We start from the raw sequence: 18,517 nt of genomic DNA, 5'->3' as shown, positions 1-18,517 counted from the left end.
TTATCTATATCTTGAATATAAGCAAATTCTGGCTTGAACTCTTGTATCTGTTCAGCAAACATATCTTTATTGTTACGGCAAGCAATGCCTAAAACTTTCCATTCAGAAGCCCGTTCTTTGACTACTTCAAGAACGTTTTTACCTACTGTGCCAGTACTACCAAGAACTATAATGTTTTTCATAAAGAGTACCTTATTATTGTTTACCCCCATTCCTTTTCCGCCTTCGGCGGGATTACCACGCTAAGAGGCGCTCGCAAAGACGGAATGGGGTAACTCTCGTTTTTAACAATTATTCTGTATTCGGCAATTTAAAAAACTTTAAACCCCTAACATCTGCAACAGTTGGTTTTTGGCTCCATTCAACAAAAGATGTCTCCGAAATAAGAACACCTTCTTGGTAACATTTATCCAAAAGTTGGTTCATACCATCTACCGCAACAAGAATATCCCCATCATTTTGTGATATTTCTTTTACATATTTTTTGGGGATATCAACTATTGGCGCTTGGTGTGCACCGTTAACAACCACAGTTTGAGCACGAGCTATCTTTAAATCACACACCGGAATCTCTTTATCACCTTGTAACCACTTAGCCACACTCACAAAAGGGTTCAAAGGTCCCCATTTATCTTCAAGAAATATTTCTCCTTCACCAGAAGCCCCTTCATACCAAGTTTTTTCTTTTGTAGCAAAATCCGCATTTACTGTTTTCTTGCTTCCTTCTATCCTAAACTTTGGTCCAATACCTTTTTCGCAGGCGTGAGATGCTATCCAGACAATCTCAACCCCTTCTTCTGTTTTAATTCTGATAGATAAAGTGTCTGTTGATTCAATATCGTTAGCTCTATAAAGTTCTGATTCAACAGAAATAGGTACGCCACTCAATTCCATCTCTTTGCCTACAAGAAAAAGTGGCAGATTTATATAATGGGCACAAGCGTTATTTAAAGGAGAATCAAGGACTATGGTATTGTTAATAGAGAGTTTTCCTGCCCAAGCATTACGGTTAAAATATGCTTTTGTGCGAGGCCATTCTGCTACAACAACTATCTTTTTTATTGTACCGATATCGCCTGATGCCAACATTTTTTTTAGTTCCCAGGTTACTTCTTTAAAACAGAGTTGGTAACCAATAAAAAGTTTTTTGCCAGACTTTTTTTCAGATAACGCAAGAGCATCTGCGTCTTGTATAGCACCAGATACAGGTTTTTCAAGGTACACAGGAAACCCTGCCTCAAGCGCTTTTATACCCATAGAAGTATGTAGAGGTATTCCAACAGGCAAGGTTATACAGTCAATATCATTTTTCATCTCAAGAAGTTTATCATAATCAGAAACAAGTTTAACCCCTTTTTCTTCAAGTTCAGTAGCCAATTTTTCGTTTTTTTCTCTCATATAAGCCACAACTGCAGTCAACTCAACAGGTTCACCAGCGTTTTGTGCCATAAGTATCTGACCTATATGGCTTCTTGAATACCCCAACAACCCCACAACCCCAAACCTAATTTTATTTCCATATTCTTTATTTGTTCTCATCTCAGTATCCCCCCAAATTTTCTTTTACGTTTCTGATATGAAGAGAGAGCCTCAAGAAAATCTTCTTTTGAAAAATCCGGCCATAATACCTTTGTAAAATATAGTTCACTATAAGCAGATTGCCACAAAAGAAAATTACTGAGCCTTTCTTCGCCTGAGGTTCTTATAATTAAGTCAGGGTCGGGTATATCAGAGGTATCAAGATATTTTTCTATAAGTTCCTCATTAACATCTTTCTCGGCACAACCTTCTGCTAATATTCTTTTTACTGCAGACGTTACCTCTTGACGACCTCCGTAGTTTATAGCCAATATAAGTGTAAGCCCGTCATTTTTTAAGGTAAGATTTTCAATATCAGACATACTTTTTTGTAAAAACTCAGGCAACTGGTCCCTTTGCCCAATAAACCTTACTCGGACATTTTTTTTGTTGAGTTCAACACTTTCTTTACGTAAATTCTGCTCCATTAACGTAAAAAGAAAACGGACCTCCTCCTCGGGCCTTCTCCAGTTTTCAGTAGAAAAAGAGTATAACGTAAGAAACCTAACACCTTCATCATCGGCTGTTGTAATTACTCGCCTAACCGTCTCCAAACCTTCTCTATGACCCATTATACGTGGTAATTTTCTCTTTTCTGCCCATCTTCCGTTACCGTCCATAATAATAGCAATATGGACAGGAACTATTCTAACATCATTATTGTTATGCACACCCAGTTCCTTTTATGTTTTTGTTAACCTCTTTTTGCCCCCCCCCCCAAGGGATAGAAGGCAAAAGCGAAATTCCGGATCAAGTCCGGAATGACATATAGAGGAAGTCCCCCATTTTATCCCTCTGCTACTCTTTTTCCCTTAGTCAGCAGAAAGCCCCTCCACCTACGCTAAAATGCAAGCTTCGGCGGATCTTAGCCCGAATGCTTTCTGAGGGATTTTTTCAATCTTAGGATATAACTATTGCACCAATAAAAAAATGAGATGCGCATTACATCTCAAACTTATCCCCAAGATAAACCTTCCTTGAATCAGGATGCTCAAGAATATCTTTTGATGTTCCCTCAACAAGTATCTTCCCATCATAAATAAGGTAAGCCCTATCTGTAATACCGAGAGTATCTCTAACGTTATGGTCTGTCAACAGTATACCGATACCTTGATTTTTAAGTTCAACTATTGTATCTTGCAGTTCAGATACTGTTTTAGGGTCTATCCCCGAGAAAGGTTCATCCAAAAGAAAAAATTTTGGCTGAAGAGTTAAACTTCTTCCTATCTCTAACCTTCTTTTTTCTCCACCAGATAGAGTACCAGCAATATGTTTTCGTAATTGATAAAGACCAACCTTATCAAGGTACATCTTTATAATATCATCTATTTTTTTTTTATCTTTATAATACTCTTCAAGTATGATACGAATATTATCTTCTACCGAAAGTTTATTAAAAAGAGCTATCTCTTGAGGCAAATATAACATCCCAGCACGAGCTCTTCTCCAAACGGGTAGCCAAGAAATATCTTCTTTATCCAGAATTATAGAACCTTTATCTTGACGCATAAAACCAAGCAACATCTCAAAGGTTGTCGTTTTTCCTGCCCCGTTAGGTCCAAGCAGACCAACTATCTCTCCTTGAGATACCTGCAAAGAAATATCTTTAACAGCAACAGTTTTCCCAAAAGCTTTTTGAAGGTTTATAGCTTTAAGCATTGTTAAAAAAGTTTCTCCACGTTTTCTCCGCCTACTTCTAAACCCATATGTTTGTAGGCAAACTCCGTAGCAACACGTCCTTGGGGTGTTCTTTTTAAAAAACCTTTCCTAACAAGAAAACTCTCATAAACCTCTTCAATAGTGTCCGACTCTTCTCCAACTGCTATGGAAAGACTTTTCAACCCAACAGGGCCACCTGCAAATTTCAGTATAAGGACTTCCAATACTTTTTTATCCATCTCATCCAGACCTTCTTCGTCAACATCCATCTTATCGAGAGCAAGAACTGAAATATCCTTATCTACAACCCCACTACCTTTCACCTGCGCATAATCTCTAATCCTTCTTAATAACCTATTAGCAACTCTTGGAGTACCTCTTGCCCTTTTAGCAATTTCTTGTGCACCTTCTTCAGTAATACTAACCTTTAGAAGGTTTGCGGACCTACTGATTATTTTCACAAGTTCTTCAGATGAATAATAGTCAAGACGATGAATAATTCCAAACCTGTTTCTTAAAGGAGAAGTAATTAACCCAACTCTTGTAGTTGCGCCCACAAGTGTAAAGTTTTTTATAGGTATCTTTACAGATTTAGCTTTTGGTCCTTCCCCAATCATTATATCTATACAAAAATCTTCCATCCCGCTATAAAGGTACTCTTCAATAGTTCGAGGCAACCTATGTATCTCATCAATAAATAGAATATCTCCGAACTCAAGGTTGGTAAGTATTCCAGCTAAATCCCCTGCTTTTTCTATAACAGGACCAGAGGTTGCTTTAACAGTAACGCCCATCTCGTTGGCTATAATATATGAAAGGGTTGTTTTGCCGATACCAGGCGGACCATAAAACAATACGTGGTCAAGGACTTCTTTTCTTTCTTTTGCAGCTTTAATAAAAACTTCCAGATTATCTTTTACTTTATCTTGCCCAACAAAATCTGAAAATCCCTTAGGTCTCAAAGCATTATCATAATTTGAATCTTCTCCTCCAGCAACTGGAGAGGTTATTTTCTCGTCCATTATTTATCAATTATTCCTTTTGAGGGCTTCTTTAATTATTTCTTCAATACTTGAAATTCCAACATTCTCCTTCATTATTTTGCTGACAGAAGATACTGCTTCTTTTCTTTTATAACCAAGCACAGTTAGTGCTTCAACGGCACTCGCAAAAACCTCTCTATTATCAACAAACTGTTTTTCCTGTGGAATATCAAGTTTCTCAACACGATGTTTCAACTCAACAATAATACGTTCACCTGTCTTTTTACCTATCCCAGGAATACCTGTAAAAAAGGCTGTATCTTCAGCAATAATAGCGTTATACAATTGGTTGATATTCATACCAGAAAGGATTCTTAGAGCCATCTTAGGGCCAATATTAGGGACAGTAATAAGAAGTTTAAACCCTTCTTTCTCCTCTATAGAAGCAAATCCATACAACTGCACCTCATCGTCTTTTGTTTGAAGAAAAGAAAAAAGTTTCACTTCGCTTCCTTCTTCTCCAATAGATTGAGAGGTTTCTATAGAAACGTTCAACGAGTAACCTATACCATTATTATCTACTACAACCCTTGCTGGAGACTTAAAAATTAGTTTACCGCAAATGTAATAAATCATTTTCTTTTTTATTTATAAGATAGGAAACAGCAACCGCAACAGCGTCGCTCTCGTCTAATCCATTAAAATTTTTATACCCTGTAATATGTTCCAGCATAAAACGAACTTGCTCTTTGGTTGCTGCCCCAGAACCTGTAATATTTTGTTTTACTTCTCTTGCAGGCAGAAGTTCAAAAGGAATCCCGTTCCTTAAAGCTGCTCCAACAAGAACCCCAGTAATCTGCCCTATTTTAAGTGTAATCTGAACATTTTTACCAAGATAAATCTCTTCAATAGCAATCACATTGGGTTGTAGTTCTTCCAATAAGTTGTCAAACTGTTCTAAAATAAGTTTGAGTTTTGTACTATATTTTTCCTTTATTGGAGGCGTAATTGTTCCTGTACACAAAACCGTCTCTTTTTCTCTACTACTCTTCTTTTCTATAAACCCGTAACCTATTTTATTTACACCAGGGTCGATACCCAATATTTTCATCTTAACCTATTCAGATTGCATTGATTCAAGGATTTCATCAGATATATCAAAATTTGCATAAGCGCCCTGAACATCATCGTGGTCTTCAAGTGTTTCAAGAAGTTTTAGCACCTGTTCAGCTGTTTTACCTTCAACTTTAACAGTATTTTTAGGAACAAAACTGACAATAGCATCCGTAACTTCAATATTTTTTTCAGCCAAAGCGTTCTTAACTGCTTCAAAATTTTCGGGTAGAGTAGTTATTTCAAATATATCATCTTCCAGAACCATATCTTCAGCACCTGCTTCAAGTACTATCTCCATTAGTTCATCCTCAGGCACCTTATCTTTTCCTATATTAATCATACCTTTCCTCTCGAATATCCAAGCAACACTACCAGAACCTCCAAGGTTTCCATTATGTTTAGAAAAGATAGACCTTATCTCAGAAGCGCTTCTATTCTTATTATCAGTTAAAACCTCAACAAAAAGAGCAACTCCACCAGGTCCATATCCTTCGTAAGTAACCTGTTCAATTATTACTCCACCGTCTTCTCCAGACCCTTTTTTGATGGCTCTCTGTATATTATCGTTAGGCATATTAAACCCTTTTGCTCTTTCAACAGCAAGACGCAACCGAGGGTTTGTATCAGGATTACCGCCTCCTGTCTTTGCAGCCATCATTATTTCCCTTATAAACTTGGTAAACATTTTACCTCTTTTAGCATCAGTAGCCATTTTTTTATGCTTGATACTGTGCCACTTAGAATGTCCAGACATATTTCCTCCTTTTACTTCTAATATCTTATTATATTAACAATAACTCGCCATTTTATATTAAAAATGACGGTTATTAATCTTTACCCAACTCTTTCCAAAACTCTTTTGCACTCATATCATCTATCATTTTCCTAAGTTTTTTTGCTTCTTCTTCGCTAATAGGTTTATCTGACAGATTAGTCTTAAAAAACTTAACATCCTTACCTTCTTTGATAATATCCATCTTTTCAAGAAGATTATCTGAAACCATTATATCCGCATTTAGCCTCAGTGAAATTGCGATTCCATCACTTGGCCGACAATCAACATTGATAATATTACCGTCTTTTGAAATAACCAGATGTGCATAGTAAACACCTTTTTTAAGAGAATGTATCTCCAACCTTAACAGTTTGGCAGAAAGAGATTCTATAATATTTTTAATTAAATCGTGGGTAAGAGGTCTAAAAAAGGAGGCATTCTCAAGAGCAATTAAGATTGATTGAGCTTCTAATATTCTTATAGCAATAGGTAAAAACTTTCCCTTCTCCCCTTTAAGGATAAGAACAGAAGAATTGTTCACAAGGTCAAGAGCAACTCCTTCTATTGAAACTTTCTCCATATTCAGCTTTCCTTTGCCTCTTTTTCTTTTTTTCTTTCGTCTATTATTTTTTGTGCAATATGTGCAGGTACAACCTCATAATGTGAAAATACCATTGTATATGTACCAGTACCGCTTGTTATAGACCTCAACTCGTTTGTATAGTTTGCCATTTCAGCTAAAGGTACTTGTGCCTTTATAACCTGACGTTTACCTGAAGAACCCATATCAAGCACCTTACCGCGCTTAGAGTTGACCGTTCCAATAACATCACCTATCAATTCTTGAGAAACGCTTATATCAACATTAACTATTGGCTCAAGCAAAATAGGGTTCGCCTGCATAAACCCTTTCTGTAAAGCCAGAGAACCAGCTACCTGAAATGCTATATCAGAAGAATCAACGGTATGGTAAGTTCCATCATAAAGTTTAACCTTTATATCAACTATAGGGTAGCCTGCAAGAATTCCTTTTTTTAAACTTTCTTTTATACCTTTTTCAACTGAAGGTATAAAGTTTCTCGGTATAGCACCCCCAACTATTGCGTCAACAAACTCAAACCCAGCACCTCTCTCGAGGGGCTCTATCTCTATAAAACAGTGTCCATACTGTCCTTTACCGCCGGACTGTCTCTTAAACTTACCTTCAGCAGGACCAGAATGAGAAACTATTGTTTCTTTATAGGCTATTTTTGGTATACCTTTTTCAACTTCAACACCAAACTTTGTCCTAAATTTATTTATAGCAATATCTATATGGGTATCTCCCATACCTGAAACTATAGTTTCACCTGTTTCTTCATCTCTAAAAACATTAATCGTCTTATCTTCCTCAACAATCCTATTGAGAGCGTTTCCAAGTTTGTCTTCCGTTCCTTTAATTTTGGGTCTGATAGAGTACGAAACTGCCCCCTCAGGCATTTTAGAAAGATTTAAAGCCCACGAAGCGTTTGGGTCACAGAAAGCATCTAAAGCTTGGGATTCAGAAAGTTTTGCAACTCCAACTACCTCTCCGGGCAGTGCTTCGTCAACGGGTTCTTGTTTTTTACCTTGTATCCTTAAAAGTTGCCCAACTCTCTCTTTCTGTCCTTTGGTAACATTTAAAAACTGAGAATTACTTTTAAGTCTACCAGAACAGACCCTTAGGTATGATATTTTACCAGCGAAAGGGTCAAATATAGTTTTTGCAACCAACCCTATCAAAGGTTGGTCTGGTGTTCTTGTAAACTCCTGTTCTTCCTCTTTAGCATTCACAGCTTTAAAAGGCAACATCTCTTCTGATGATGGCATATATTGCAGGATAAAATCTACCAACTCTTGAACTCCTACCTGTTGAGTAACAGAACCAGTTAAAACAGGTATAATACTTCCTTCCTTAAACCCTTTTTTAATATGTTCTGCCATCTCGTCGGCTGATATTTCAACACCTTCAAGATATTTTTCCATAAGAGTATCATCCAACTCTGCTATAACATCCATTGACGCCTGAACATACGGGTCAAAATCAGGGTTTTCGCCTACTTTTGCGCCCAACAAGTTAGCAACTCCCTTTAAAGAAGAACCTTCTTTTAAAGGATAGTTCACAAGAAGCAATTTTTTCCCAAAAAAAGATTCCATCTCTTCCCATACCTTATTAAACTCGACCTCAGGCAGATCCATCCGATTAATAAACAACGCTGCAGGCATCCCTTTTTTAGTAATAAGTTCCCACTGTTTTTCAGTAGAAGGAGTAATACCTTCATCAGCGCCTACAACAAGAATACCAATATCTGAGGATTCTATACCACATACCTGTTCTCCGATAAAATCCATATATCCTGGAGCATCCAAAATATATATCATTGCATCGCCTTTCTTCACATACCCGAACCCCAAGTTTAAACTCATTTGACGACTTATCTCTTCAGCATCAAAGTCAAAAATAGTGTTTCCTTGAGATATCTCGCCAATCCTATCTATCATACCAGTTTTATAAAGAATCGTTTCGGCAAGGAGTGTTTTCCCAACGTGGTTATTCCCAAAAAGCCCTACATTATAAATCTTACTCATTTTTCCTCCGATTCAACATTTTTATCTCATTTTCTATATTTTGGGTCTGTTGCCCTCTGTATCTTAACATTCTTTTTAGGTTTAGATGTTTTAACAAGTCCATCTATCAAAAGATTATATTCTTCTCTATCTATAGGTAGTTTTACAGATTTATTTTTTTTCCAAGAAAGGATACAAGCATTATAAAATTCCACTGAATAAAGCCCTTCTTCCCCAGGCGTGATTAACTCCTCACCATTAAGTATTGAATCAGCAAAATTTCTAATTACTTCAATATGCCCTTTCATAGCGTCTGTATCAAGAGATATATCTACCTCTTCATATTTTAAAGTCTCCCACATATCTTCCGCAGAAACGATACTTTCGGGTATCGATTTTTCGTATTTATAAAATTTCAAGTTTTGAGAATCCAATACAAGTTTCCCCTTTTCTCCACATATTTCAATATGGTGCCCCTCTATAGGTTCCAAAGTAGAAACATAGTAGTACCCACAAGCACCATTTTTATACCCCAGGAGAGCGTGTACCTCGTTTTCAACCTCTATATCGTGATATGCTGTCCTTGTTTTAGTTTCTATTTCTATAGGCAGACCTCCTAACAACAGAAAAACGTCTATCATATGGGGCGCTTGATTAACAAGAACACCAGCCCCCTCGCCCTTCCAAGTAGCACGCCATATATTACTGTTATAATAAGCTTGAGTTCTAAACCAAGAATCTATACACAAGGTTCTCACTATTTCCCCAATATACCCTTTTTTAACCAATTCTAATGCTTTTTTCACTCTCGGTTCTGCCCGTCTTTGCATCATCATTGAAAAGATTTTGTTGTTATCTTTTGCTGACTTAATCATTCTGTCAGCATCTGCCACAGTAACAGCGATAGGCTTTTCCGCAAGCACATGTAACCCGTTTTCAAAAGCATACACGCTTATTTCAGGATGAGTCCAGTGAGGTGTAGCAATAATGACAGCATCACATAAACCGCTGGTTATCATCTCTTTATAATCTGTAAAAGGTTTTACTCCAAACTCCTGAGCATTTTTATTAACAACTTCTTTATCTCTGCTGGATATACAAGTCAACTCAGTCTGTTCAAGAGCAATAACATCTTTACAGTGGGCGTATCCCATACCGCCCATACCAATAACTCCAATTCTTATTTTTCTCATAAAAAAATCTCCACACACTATTTTAAAAATAGGAAAATTTAATACAAACTTAAAACCTTAACCTACAATAGAATATTTTTAAGGTAAATTCTGAAGTTTAGGGTCGGTAACTCTCTGCTCTTTAACTCCTGTTTTTTCCTTTGATGTTTTTTTCAACTCTTCCATAAGTTCATCGTACTCTTTTCTTGGAACAGGAATATTAACTGGTTTATCAAGTTTAGCAGACATTATGCAAGCATTAAAAAATTCTACTGCGTTGATACCCTTTTCTCCGGGTGTAAGCCGTTTTTCGCCTTTCAGGATTGCGTCCCTAAAATTTTCCATTATAGTTTTATCTATATCTGGTACCAATTCAACAGATTCATGTGTAACTACCATCTTATCCCACATCTTATCGGCACTAAGAATATACTCTCTTAAAGGTTGAGAATTTTTACTCAACATAACATCAGTCCCTCTAACAACAAGTTTCCCTTTATCTCCTACAAACTCCATATGAAGCGGACCTTCAGATTCACAGGTAGAAGTATAATAACAACCCCAAGCACCGTTTTCATATTCCAATGATGCCTGCACTTCATCTTCAACTTCTATTCTATGGAACTTCGCTCTTGCTTGAGCCTGAATCTTAATAGGCATACCACCTATATGTGTAAACATATCTATTGTATGAGGCGCCTGATTACATAACACACCACCACCTTCTCCAACCCATGTAGCTCTCCAAGTCCCACTATCATAGTATGACTGAGTTCTTTGCCACGGGTCCACACACAATGTTCTATGTATCTCTCCCAACTCTCCACTCTCAACAATCTCTTTCAGTTTAAGGGTAAGCCCTTGCAACCTTCTCTGGTAGTTAACCGAAAAAACTTTACCACTCTTTTTTGCTGCCTCAATAATCTCATCTGCTCCACTAACAGTTACAGCAATAGGTTTTTCGCACAGCACGTGTAACCCTTTTTCAAAAGCGTACACACTAATTTCTGGGTGCACCCAGTGAGGAGTCGCAACAACAACAGCATCACATAGACCGCTATCTATAAGTTCTTTATAATTCAAGAAATATTTTGTCTGAAACTTTTCTGCTCTCTCTTTTGCTACCTCTTCATTAATATCGCATACACAAGCTAGTTCCACCTGTTTATTTTCATCCTGCAACAATTTTGCTCTGTGACAGTGTCCTCCCCCCATACCCCCAACACCTATAACACCAATTCTGACTTTTTCCATTATTCCTCCTTAATAAAAACAAACTTAATTTTTCTTTTGATTGTTGACCTTATTTATAATATAATATATTGACTTATTGGTCAAGAAAAGATAGGAAAAATGGAAAATAAAGAGCCAGACGAGTTAAAAATCCTTTTAAAAGGGAAATCCCCGAGCGAAATTGCCGAAATAGTGGAAAATTACTATAACGCAAAATATGAAGAAGAGAAGATTTTTACAGGTAGAAATCTTCTTGTTCCGATTATCTTTTTTATAGTCTTAATTATTTTATTGGTTATATTTTACAAACTTCTTGCTCTTTCTTCTGCTCAAAAGAAAGACCAACCTATAAACCATTTTAACAAAACTTTAGAAGAAAAATATAGTTATGTGGACTAAAATATACATTCTTGTTTTCTTTACAAGTGGAATCTTATCCTTAATTTTTACCAAGTTAGCTGGAGTTGTAGCAAAAAAAACAGGCATAATAGATATGCCCTCTTCGAGGAAAGTCCACAAACAACCTATTCCTCTACTTGGAGGTCTTGGTATATATTTTTCTTTCGCTTTAACAATATTGATAGGCCTTTTTCTTGCCAAACTACAACTAATGCCTGGTTATTTACTGGTTCATTCACCTGGAATTTCGCATACATCAAAAAAACTTGCAGTCATTTTAACAGGAGGTTTTCTGGTAGTTGCTTTTGGTCTTATAGATGACATTAAAGGCGTAAAACCTTTCCAGAAACTAATTTTACAAACAATTGTTGCAATCATAGTCTTTATGGAGGGTATGCGTATATCTCTATTCTTACCTACCCTTTTTCATTCTTTTGTCTTGACTATTGGCTGGTTTGTCCTAATAATGAATAGTTTTAACCTTATGGATAATATGGACGGATTAAGCACAGGAGTTGCTTTCATTACTGGTTCAATACTCTTTATATTTGCTTTACAAATGAACCAACTTTTTATAGCCACCATACTTGCAGCTTTTCTTGGTAGCATAGTTGGATTTTTAAAGTATAACCTACCTCCTGCAAAAATTTTTATGGGCGAATGTGGAAGCAGTTTTATAGGTTTTTTTCTTGCAACCATTTCTATCCTGATGACATTTTACAGATACGAGAAACACCAGACTTTTCTACCATTTTTTGCACCTCTTATAATTTTTTCAATACTTTTCTTTGATACCACTTCGGTTATCTGGATAAGAACAAAACGGAAACTACCTATATTCAAAGCAGACAAGAACCATTTTTCACATAGGTTGGTCAATATAGGTATGTCTCAAAAACAGGCTGTCTTATTTATATATCTACTAACTATATGCACAGGTATTGGCTCCCTGTTATTGAGCAATTTAAACACTTTTGGTGGAATACTGGTTATTATTCAGGTCTTTATTATTATTAGTTTAACAGGTATATTAGAATTTGTTGGGAAGAAGAAAGAGGAACGAATTAAAAACTCATAATATTAAAGCATTACAAAACATCAAATACTAAAACCTCATAACAATTCTTTAAAACTTTTCAAATAAAAGAGGCAAGTAATTACAACTGTATAATTTCAATTAAACCCCCTAACTAAAAATATGGGGTAAAGGAGAAGTTGGAATATGCTTATATACTTAAATGGTAAATTGGTAGAGAAAGAAGAAGCAAAAGTATCTGTTTTTGACCACGGGTTATTATATGGTGATGGAATATTTGAAGGAATTAGAATTTATAATGGGAAGATTTTTCGGCTTGATGAACATATCGAGAGACTATTCTACTCTGCAAAAGCAATAATGCTTGAGGTTCCACTAAATTTTTACGATATGAAAAACGCAACCATTCAGACAGTCAGAGCAAACAAACTCAAAAACGGATACATACGACTGATAGTAACTAGAGGTGTTGGCGACCTCGGTTTAGACCCTCGCAAATGCAAAATTCCCACTTTAATAATTATAGCAAACGAAATAAGCCTATACCCTGAATCTTTATATGAACAAGGTTTGGCAATAATTACAGTACCAACAAGAAGAAACCTTACAGAATCAATAAATCCTGCTATCAAATCTCTCAACTACCTGAACAATATAATGGCAAAAATAGAAGCAAACAACGCTGGAGTTATGGAAGCAGTAATGTTAAATCAAGAAGGTTTTGTTAGCGAGTGTTCAGGCGATAATATTTTTATAGTTAAAGACAAAACAGTTTATACTCCACCAGCGTCTGCTGGGGTACTTTACGGCGTAACAAGAGAAGCAATAAAAGAGATATGCATAAGACTGGAAATTGAATTTAAAGAGATTAACCTAACTCGATACGATATTTTCAACGCAGACGAATCTTTTTTATCAGGAACAGCCGCTGAGATTATCCCTGTAATATCATTAGATAACAGAATAATAGGGAACGGTAAACCGGGCGAAATAACAAAAACAATACTGACCGCATTCCAATTAATGACCCAAACAGAAGGGGTTCCCATATATGAGTAAAGCGTAGTTATATTACAAAGGTATTTGGTGTCAATTCACAACTTATGCAATAAAAGAAATTGTTAAAAAGCCATAAATTATGGTAAACTGTTATACCATTTTTAATTTATGAAGAACTATGAGAGGTAGCCTTCAGCAAATACCGTTTTAGAGTAGATAGTCTACCTCACAACTTCGTTGGAGCAAGGAGAATGGTGGAGTAGAAATTAAAAGCCCCACACCCCAAACCTCTTCTCTTGGGGGTAACGGAGAAAAGAAAGAAGAAAGGAGCAATGTTAATGTTTGAAAGGTTCACAAAACGTTTAAAAGAATTACTTACTCTTGCCAGAAAAGAAGCTTTAAAATTTGGGAATAACAAGATAGACCCAGAGCATATTCTACTTGCAATGCTTGTAGAAGGCAAAGGCAAGGGTGTGGCTATACTTACCCATTTAGGAGTAAATGTTAGAACTCTAAAATATGATTTAGAAAAAAATATGAAGTTAGGCTTCCCTGTAAACATAGGAGATATTCCTCTTAGTTCAAAGTCTCAACTGGTTCTTAAATTAGCAGTTAAAGAAGCTCAACTTCACGGGCACGCCTATATTGGCACAGAACATATTCTTCTGGCAATTATTTCTCAAGAAGATACTCTCCCTTCAAAAATTTTGAAAGCTATGGGCATAACCCACAGCAACGCTAAACAACTTTTAGATGACCTGATACAAACTCAACAGCCACAAAAATGGCAAAATTATAACAAACCAATCATTACTCCATCACAATTCCAAAAAACAAGACCTGCTGCTATAGATGTTTTTGGTAGAGATTTAACAAAACTTGCACAAGAAGGTAAACTTGACCCTGTTATTGGCAGAGAGATGGAAATAGAAAGGATGATACAGATTTTATGCCGCAGAAAAAAGAATAACCCTGTACTACTTGGAGAACCTGGTGTTGGAAAAACAGCTATAGTTGAAGGTTTAGCTGAACAGATAGTCTCTAATAAGGCTCCAGAAATTCTGAAAGACAAAAAACTCATTATGCTTGACCTCTCTTCTATGGTTGCTGGAACAAAATATAGAGGCGAATTTGAACAGAGAGTTAAATCTGTTATAGATGAGATAAAAACTTCAAGGAACATTATAATTTTTATTGATGAAATACACACACTTGTCGGAGCGGGTGGTGCTGAAGGCGCTATTGACGCATCCAACATTTTAAAACCAGTACTATCTCGTGGAGAGATGCAATGTATAGGCGCTACCACTTTAGATGAGTACCGTAAATATATAGAAAAAGATGGTGCTTTAGAAAGACGGTTTCAACCTATAATGGTAAACCCTCCAAACGAAAAAGAGACTATTGATATATTGAGAGGACTTAAAGAGAAGTACGAACTCCACCATAAATTGAAAATTTCGGATTCTGCTATTTTTGCAGCAGCAAAACTTAGCGATAGATATATCACAGGAAGGTTTCTTCCAGATAAGGCTATCGACTTGATAGACGAAGCTGCTAGCAGAAAAAGGCTCAAATTAGATAAAAAAAAGAGTGCAAAAGGAGCTTTTGAAACAGTACCACCCTCTTTCCCCAAAGACCCTCAAGACTGGCAAGACCTCAACTTAGAAGAACAGAAGATAATAACCAGTGAAGATATATCAGATGTAGTATCTCAATGGACAGGTATACCAGTATCTCAGATATGCAAAGAAGAGAAAGAGAAATTACTTGAAATGGAAAACACCTTAAACCAGATTGTAATAGGTCAAGAACCCGCTGTATCAGCAATAAGCAGAGCCATAAGACGTTCGAGAGCGGGCTTAAAAGAAAAGAGGAAACCTATTGGTAGTTTTCTTTTCCTTGGACCCACAGGAGTTGGTAAAACGCTTCTCGGTAAAGCCTTGGCAAAATTTCTATTTGGAGATGAACAAGCCCTTGTACAAATAGATATGTCTGAATATATGGAAAAGTTTTCTATAAGTCGGCTAATTGGCGCTCCTCCAGGATATGTTGGGTACGATGAAGGCGGACAACTTACAGAAAAAATCAGAAGAAGACCTTATAGCGTAGTTCTTTTTGATGAGATAGAAAAAGCTCATCCTGAAGTCTTCAATCTACTTTTACAGGTACTTGAAGACGGACGTCTTACAGATAGTTTTGGTAGATTTGTAATGTTTCACAACACCGTACTTATTATGACATCAAACTTGGGCACACAACTTTTTAAAAACCGTGCTACTATAGGTTTTAGCACTCAAAAAGACGAGAGTTCTCAAACAAAACTTAAAGAACTTATTGAAGAGCAGGTTAAAAAAACTTTTCAACCAGAATTCATAAACAGAATAGACGAGATGGTTGTCTTTAATTCTTTAACAACCGAAAATCTTTTGAATATTATTGACCTTGAGTTATCACAGGTTTTGGACAGACTGAAAGATATAGGGATATATGTTTCTGTTTCTGCTAAAGCAAGACAGTTCCTTCTTGAGAAAGGAACCAATAAAGAGTTTGGGGCAAGACCTCTTAAAAGAGCTATTTCAAAATATATCGAAGATACTCTTTCAGAAATCATTCTGCAACAAGAAGAACCTCAAAACTTAAATATCTCTGTTGGTGTAAAAAAAGGAAACCTAACTTTTAAAATGTCAAAAAAACAAGGAGCTGAAATTGATGAGAAAACTGATTCTCCTACTCTTACTTCTATTTAGTACACCATATCTTTTGTCTGCTCAAACAATTAAAAACATTGAAATATATGGCAATAAAAGATTAAGTGAACAGGTTGTCAGATCATACCTTCAGACAAAACCAGGCTTGCAATATAGAAAAGATGTGATGGATAACGATATTGCAAAACTTATAGAAACTGGGTTTTTCAAAAAGGTCAGGTACCAAGAAAGCGAAAAAACAGAAGAAGAAATAGTTATAAAAATATACCTCGAAGAGAACCCTACCATAAGCGATATTAAGTTTGTAGGTAACAAGGTCTTTTCAGCAAAAAAACTTAAAGGGTTTATAGATATCAAAAAAGGTGATATTTATAATGAGATAAAGTTAAAAACCTCTCTTGACAAAATAGAAGAGAAATATAAAGATAAAGGGTTTACCTTTACTAAAACCGAAGGAGATGCAAGCCCACTCAAAGAAGAAGTCTTGATAACCATAAACATCAAAGAAGGAACCAAACCCTATATAAGAAAAATATCTTTTGATGAAAACATTTTTTTCACTCCTACCAAAATAAGAAAATTGATGAAAACAAAAGAAAGGTTTATGCCTTTCAAAAAAGGTACTTTTAAGACGGATATTCTTGAACAAGATATTTACAATATTACCAACCTTTATATGAACTCAGGTTTTCTTGATGCCGAAGTAAACTACGAGTTTCTTGAACACGAGAAAGGTGGACTTATTTTAAAACTTAATATTGATACAGACAAACGGTATTTTCTTGGGAATATTGGGTTTAAAGGTACCCTGTACGCTGAAGAAGAAACCTTAATTAACCAACTTGAATTAAAAACAGAAGGAGCGCCCTTAAACAGGTCTCTCCTTGAAAAGAACCAAAAAAAGTTGTCCGAATTTTACCTAAACAAAGGTTACATTGCATCTAAAATCACAGAAATACCTTTACCATCTGATAAACCAGATGTAATGAATATCACCTACTTTATTGAACCGGGCAATATATATAAAGCTGGAGAAATTAAAATCGTTGGTAACACAAAAACAAAAGATAAAGTCATAAGACGAGAATTGAAGGTTGAACCTTCCAACACAATAACCTCTTCTGATATACTTAAAAGTTTTAACAACCTTTATGACCTAAACTATTTTGAAAAGATTAACATATACCCAGAATTTACAGAACAACAAGATATTGCCAACGTTGTTGTTGATGTTATAGAAAGAGATAAGACAGGCGTATTTCTTATTGGAGGCGGGTATAGTAGTGTAGATAATCTTATAGGTATGATAAGTGTACAACAATCAAATTTTGATATATCCAACCCTTGGTCTTTCCAAGGTGGCGGTCAAGACCTCCAACTATCTTTTGAATTTGGTACAGAAGCAAAGAATTACAGGTTAAGTTTTACTGAACCTTACTTTCTTGATAAACCTATATGGGCTGGTTTTGATATATACGGAACAAAAAGAGAATGGCGAGATTATACCGAAGAGAGGAAAGGATTGGCTTTGAGAGCAGGTAGAAAATGGGAGAACCTATCTCTCGGGTTTAACCTTAAAACAGAAGCCATAGACCTTTACGATGTAAATGTTGCACGAATCCCCTCCATTGTGTCACAAGAGGGAAAGAATAGAAAAAACAGTTTAACGGCTACACTAACACACAGTTCTCTCGATAGACGAAGAGCGCCTTCCAAAGGGAACCTTGCAAAAATCTCACTTGAATCGGCAGGTGGACCTTTACAGGGAGATATTAACTTTACGAAAGCTGTATTAGAAAACGATTTTTACTACCCTATAAAAAACTTTACTTTCCGTAGCAGAACTTATGCTGGTTTTATAGAGGAGACAAAAAAATCAGAAGATATCCCTATTTATGAGCGGTTTTTTGGTGGTGGTATTGGAACAGTTAGAGGTTACAAAGAGAGAAGCATTGGACCAAAAGACCCAACAACCGATGAACCAGTGGGAGGTAAAGCTTTATTTGCGCAAAACTTTGAATTGGTGTATCCTATATATCAGGATACACTTAAAGGAGTATTTTTCTGCGATATAGGTAATGTATGGGACAGTTTTGGAGACTTTAGCGATTTACGCAAAGGAGCTGGAGCTGGGATTAAGTTTGTTGTACCCATATTGAACGCCCCAATTGAAATATACTACGGAATAGCTTTAGACAAAAAACCCACTGATGATAATGGTAGATGGCACGTGGGGATGAGTTTTGGTTTTTAAATTACCAACGGAGGCA

General features: G+C 36.1%; 17 protein-coding genes. 5 read left to right on the top strand and 12 right to left on the bottom strand.

Annotated elements, in window-relative coordinates; genetic code table 11:
• The 12 genes from M0P98_03985 to M0P98_03930 all read right to left on the bottom strand — a co-directional run.
• Window positions 1–182: 1-deoxy-D-xylulose-5-phosphate reductoisomerase (locus M0P98_03985; protein ID MCK9266028.1), on the bottom strand; the 182-nt coding region annotated here is incomplete at its 3' end.
• Between the two features lie 109 nt (window positions 183–291).
• Window positions 292–1,539 carry a Gfo/Idh/MocA family oxidoreductase gene (locus M0P98_03980; protein MCK9266027.1) on the bottom strand — a complete coding sequence of 416 codons (1,248 nt, stop codon included), beginning with the start codon at window positions 1,537–1,539 and terminating at the stop codon, window positions 292–294.
• Window positions 1,536–2,198, bottom strand: a complete 663-nt coding sequence (locus M0P98_03975; protein MCK9266026.1) for an isoprenyl transferase — start codon at window positions 2,196–2,198, stop codon at window positions 1,536–1,538. The genes M0P98_03980 and M0P98_03975 overlap by 4 nt, the downstream gene beginning before the upstream one ends.
• 322 nt (window positions 2,199–2,520) lie before the next feature.
• Window positions 2,521–3,237 (bottom strand): LPS export ABC transporter ATP-binding protein, encoded by a 717-nt coding sequence (gene lptB / locus M0P98_03970; protein ID MCK9266025.1) that lies wholly within the window; start codon window positions 3,235–3,237, stop codon window positions 2,521–2,523.
• Window positions 3,238–3,239: 2 nt separating this feature from the next.
• The gene (gene ruvB, locus M0P98_03965; GenBank protein MCK9266024.1) at window positions 3,240–4,259 is read right to left on the bottom strand and encodes a Holliday junction branch migration DNA helicase RuvB; all 1,020 of its coding nucleotides are present in this window, start codon (window positions 4,257–4,259) and stop codon (window positions 3,240–3,242) included.
• 6 nt (window positions 4,260–4,265) lie between these two features.
• Window positions 4,266–4,856: a Holliday junction branch migration protein RuvA gene (gene ruvA, locus M0P98_03960; GenBank protein ID MCK9266023.1), complete on the bottom strand. Its 591-nt coding sequence runs from the start codon at window positions 4,854–4,856 to the stop codon at window positions 4,266–4,268.
• On the bottom strand, window positions 4,834–5,331 hold the full coding sequence (ruvC, locus tag M0P98_03955) for a crossover junction endodeoxyribonuclease RuvC (protein ID MCK9266022.1): 498 nt from the start codon (window positions 5,329–5,331) through the stop codon (window positions 4,834–4,836). Before ruvC ends, ruvA begins: the two co-directional genes overlap by 23 nt.
• A 6-nt stretch (window positions 5,332–5,337) precedes the next feature.
• On the bottom strand, window positions 5,338–6,090 hold the full coding sequence (locus M0P98_03950) for a YebC/PmpR family DNA-binding transcriptional regulator (protein ID MCK9266021.1): 753 nt from the start codon (window positions 6,088–6,090) through the stop codon (window positions 5,338–5,340).
• 73 nt (window positions 6,091–6,163) lie between these two features.
• Window positions 6,164–6,691 (bottom strand): bifunctional nuclease family protein, encoded by a 528-nt coding sequence (locus M0P98_03945; GenBank protein MCK9266020.1) that lies wholly within the window; start codon window positions 6,689–6,691, stop codon window positions 6,164–6,166.
• A gap of 2 nt (window positions 6,692–6,693) precedes the next feature.
• On the bottom strand, window positions 6,694–8,718 hold the full coding sequence (locus tag M0P98_03940) for an elongation factor G (protein ID MCK9266019.1): 2,025 nt from the start codon (window positions 8,716–8,718) through the stop codon (window positions 6,694–6,696).
• A gap of 26 nt (window positions 8,719–8,744) precedes the next feature.
• Window positions 8,745–9,890: a Gfo/Idh/MocA family oxidoreductase gene (locus M0P98_03935; GenBank protein ID MCK9266018.1), complete on the bottom strand. Its 1,146-nt coding sequence runs from the start codon at window positions 9,888–9,890 to the stop codon at window positions 8,745–8,747.
• A 78-nt stretch (window positions 9,891–9,968) separates the two neighbouring features.
• Window positions 9,969–11,123: a Gfo/Idh/MocA family oxidoreductase gene (locus M0P98_03930; protein MCK9266017.1), complete on the bottom strand. Its 1,155-nt coding sequence runs from the start codon at window positions 11,121–11,123 to the stop codon at window positions 9,969–9,971.
• Between the two features lie 99 nt (window positions 11,124–11,222).
• On the opposite strand from M0P98_03930, the gene M0P98_03925 reads away from it, so the two are divergent.
• The 5 genes from M0P98_03925 (at window position 11,223) to bamA (ending at window position 18,501) form a co-directional block, all read left to right on the top strand.
• Complete coding sequence (locus M0P98_03925) at window positions 11,223–11,501, top strand: hypothetical protein (protein ID MCK9266016.1); 279 nt, start codon at window positions 11,223–11,225, stop codon at window positions 11,499–11,501.
• Window positions 11,491–12,579, top strand: coding sequence for an undecaprenyl/decaprenyl-phosphate alpha-N-acetylglucosaminyl 1-phosphate transferase (locus tag M0P98_03920; protein MCK9266015.1), 1,089 nt, complete (start codon window positions 11,491–11,493; stop codon window positions 12,577–12,579). Before M0P98_03925 ends, M0P98_03920 begins: the two co-directional genes overlap by 11 nt.
• 144 nt (window positions 12,580–12,723) lie before the next feature.
• A complete protein-coding gene (gene ilvE, locus M0P98_03915; GenBank protein MCK9266014.1) occupies window positions 12,724–13,596 on the top strand; it encodes a branched-chain-amino-acid transaminase in 873 nt (290 codons plus the stop codon).
• A gap of 278 nt (window positions 13,597–13,874) precedes the next feature.
• The gene (locus tag M0P98_03910; protein ID MCK9266013.1) at window positions 13,875–16,286 is read left to right on the top strand and encodes an ATP-dependent Clp protease ATP-binding subunit; all 2,412 of its coding nucleotides are present in this window, start codon (window positions 13,875–13,877) and stop codon (window positions 16,284–16,286) included.
• Window positions 16,249–18,501: an outer membrane protein assembly factor BamA gene (gene bamA / locus M0P98_03905; protein ID MCK9266012.1), complete on the top strand. Its 2,253-nt coding sequence runs from the start codon at window positions 16,249–16,251 to the stop codon at window positions 18,499–18,501. The genes M0P98_03910 and bamA overlap by 38 nt, the downstream gene beginning before the upstream one ends.
• Window positions 18,502–18,517 lie beyond the last annotated feature (16 nt).

The organism is bacterium (genome assembly GCA_023230585.1).
Classification (GTDB): domain Bacteria; phylum Ratteibacteria; class UBA8468; order B48-G9; family JAFGKM01; genus JALNXB01.
Note: the sequence above shows the minus strand (reverse complement) of the source record. Positions and strands in the feature narration are given on the sequence as shown.

Excerpts from the sequence above, each read along its gene's own strand:
- M0P98_03980 (MCK9266027.1), bottom strand. The coding sequence starts at position 1,539 with ATGAGAACAAATAAAGAATATGGAAATAAAATTAGGTTTGGGGTTGTG.
- M0P98_03975 (MCK9266026.1), bottom strand. The coding sequence starts at position 2,198 with ATGGACGGTAACGGAAGATGGGCAGAAAAGAGAAAATTACCACGTATA.
- lptB (MCK9266025.1), bottom strand. The coding sequence starts at position 3,237 with ATGCTTAAAGCTATAAACCTTCAAAAAGCTTTTGGGAAAACTGTTGCT.
- ruvB (MCK9266024.1), bottom strand. The coding sequence starts at position 4,259 with ATGGACGAGAAAATAACCTCTCCAGTTGCTGGAGGAGAAGATTCAAAT.
- ruvA (MCK9266023.1), bottom strand. The coding sequence starts at position 4,856 with ATGATTTATTACATTTGCGGTAAACTAATTTTTAAGTCTCCAGCAAGG.
- ruvC (MCK9266022.1), bottom strand. The coding sequence starts at position 5,331 with ATGAAAATATTGGGTATCGACCCTGGTGTAAATAAAATAGGTTACGGG.
- M0P98_03950 (MCK9266021.1), bottom strand. The coding sequence starts at position 6,090 with ATGTCTGGACATTCTAAGTGGCACAGTATCAAGCATAAAAAAATGGCT.
- M0P98_03945 (MCK9266020.1), bottom strand. The coding sequence starts at position 6,691 with ATGGAGAAAGTTTCAATAGAAGGAGTTGCTCTTGACCTTGTGAACAAT.
- M0P98_03940 (MCK9266019.1), bottom strand. The coding sequence starts at position 8,718 with ATGAGTAAGATTTATAATGTAGGGCTTTTTGGGAATAACCACGTTGGG.
- M0P98_03935 (MCK9266018.1), bottom strand. The coding sequence starts at position 9,890 with ATGAGAAAAATAAGAATTGGAGTTATTGGTATGGGCGGTATGGGATAC.
- M0P98_03930 (MCK9266017.1), bottom strand. The coding sequence starts at position 11,123 with ATGGAAAAAGTCAGAATTGGTGTTATAGGTGTTGGGGGTATGGGGGGA.
- M0P98_03925 (MCK9266016.1), top strand. The coding sequence starts at position 11,223 with ATGGAAAATAAAGAGCCAGACGAGTTAAAAATCCTTTTAAAAGGGAAA.
- M0P98_03920 (MCK9266015.1), top strand. The coding sequence starts at position 11,491 with ATGTGGACTAAAATATACATTCTTGTTTTCTTTACAAGTGGAATCTTA.
- ilvE (MCK9266014.1), top strand. The coding sequence starts at position 12,724 with ATGCTTATATACTTAAATGGTAAATTGGTAGAGAAAGAAGAAGCAAAA.
- M0P98_03910 (MCK9266013.1), top strand. The coding sequence starts at position 13,875 with ATGTTTGAAAGGTTCACAAAACGTTTAAAAGAATTACTTACTCTTGCC.
- bamA (MCK9266012.1), top strand. The coding sequence starts at position 16,249 with ATGAGAAAACTGATTCTCCTACTCTTACTTCTATTTAGTACACCATAT.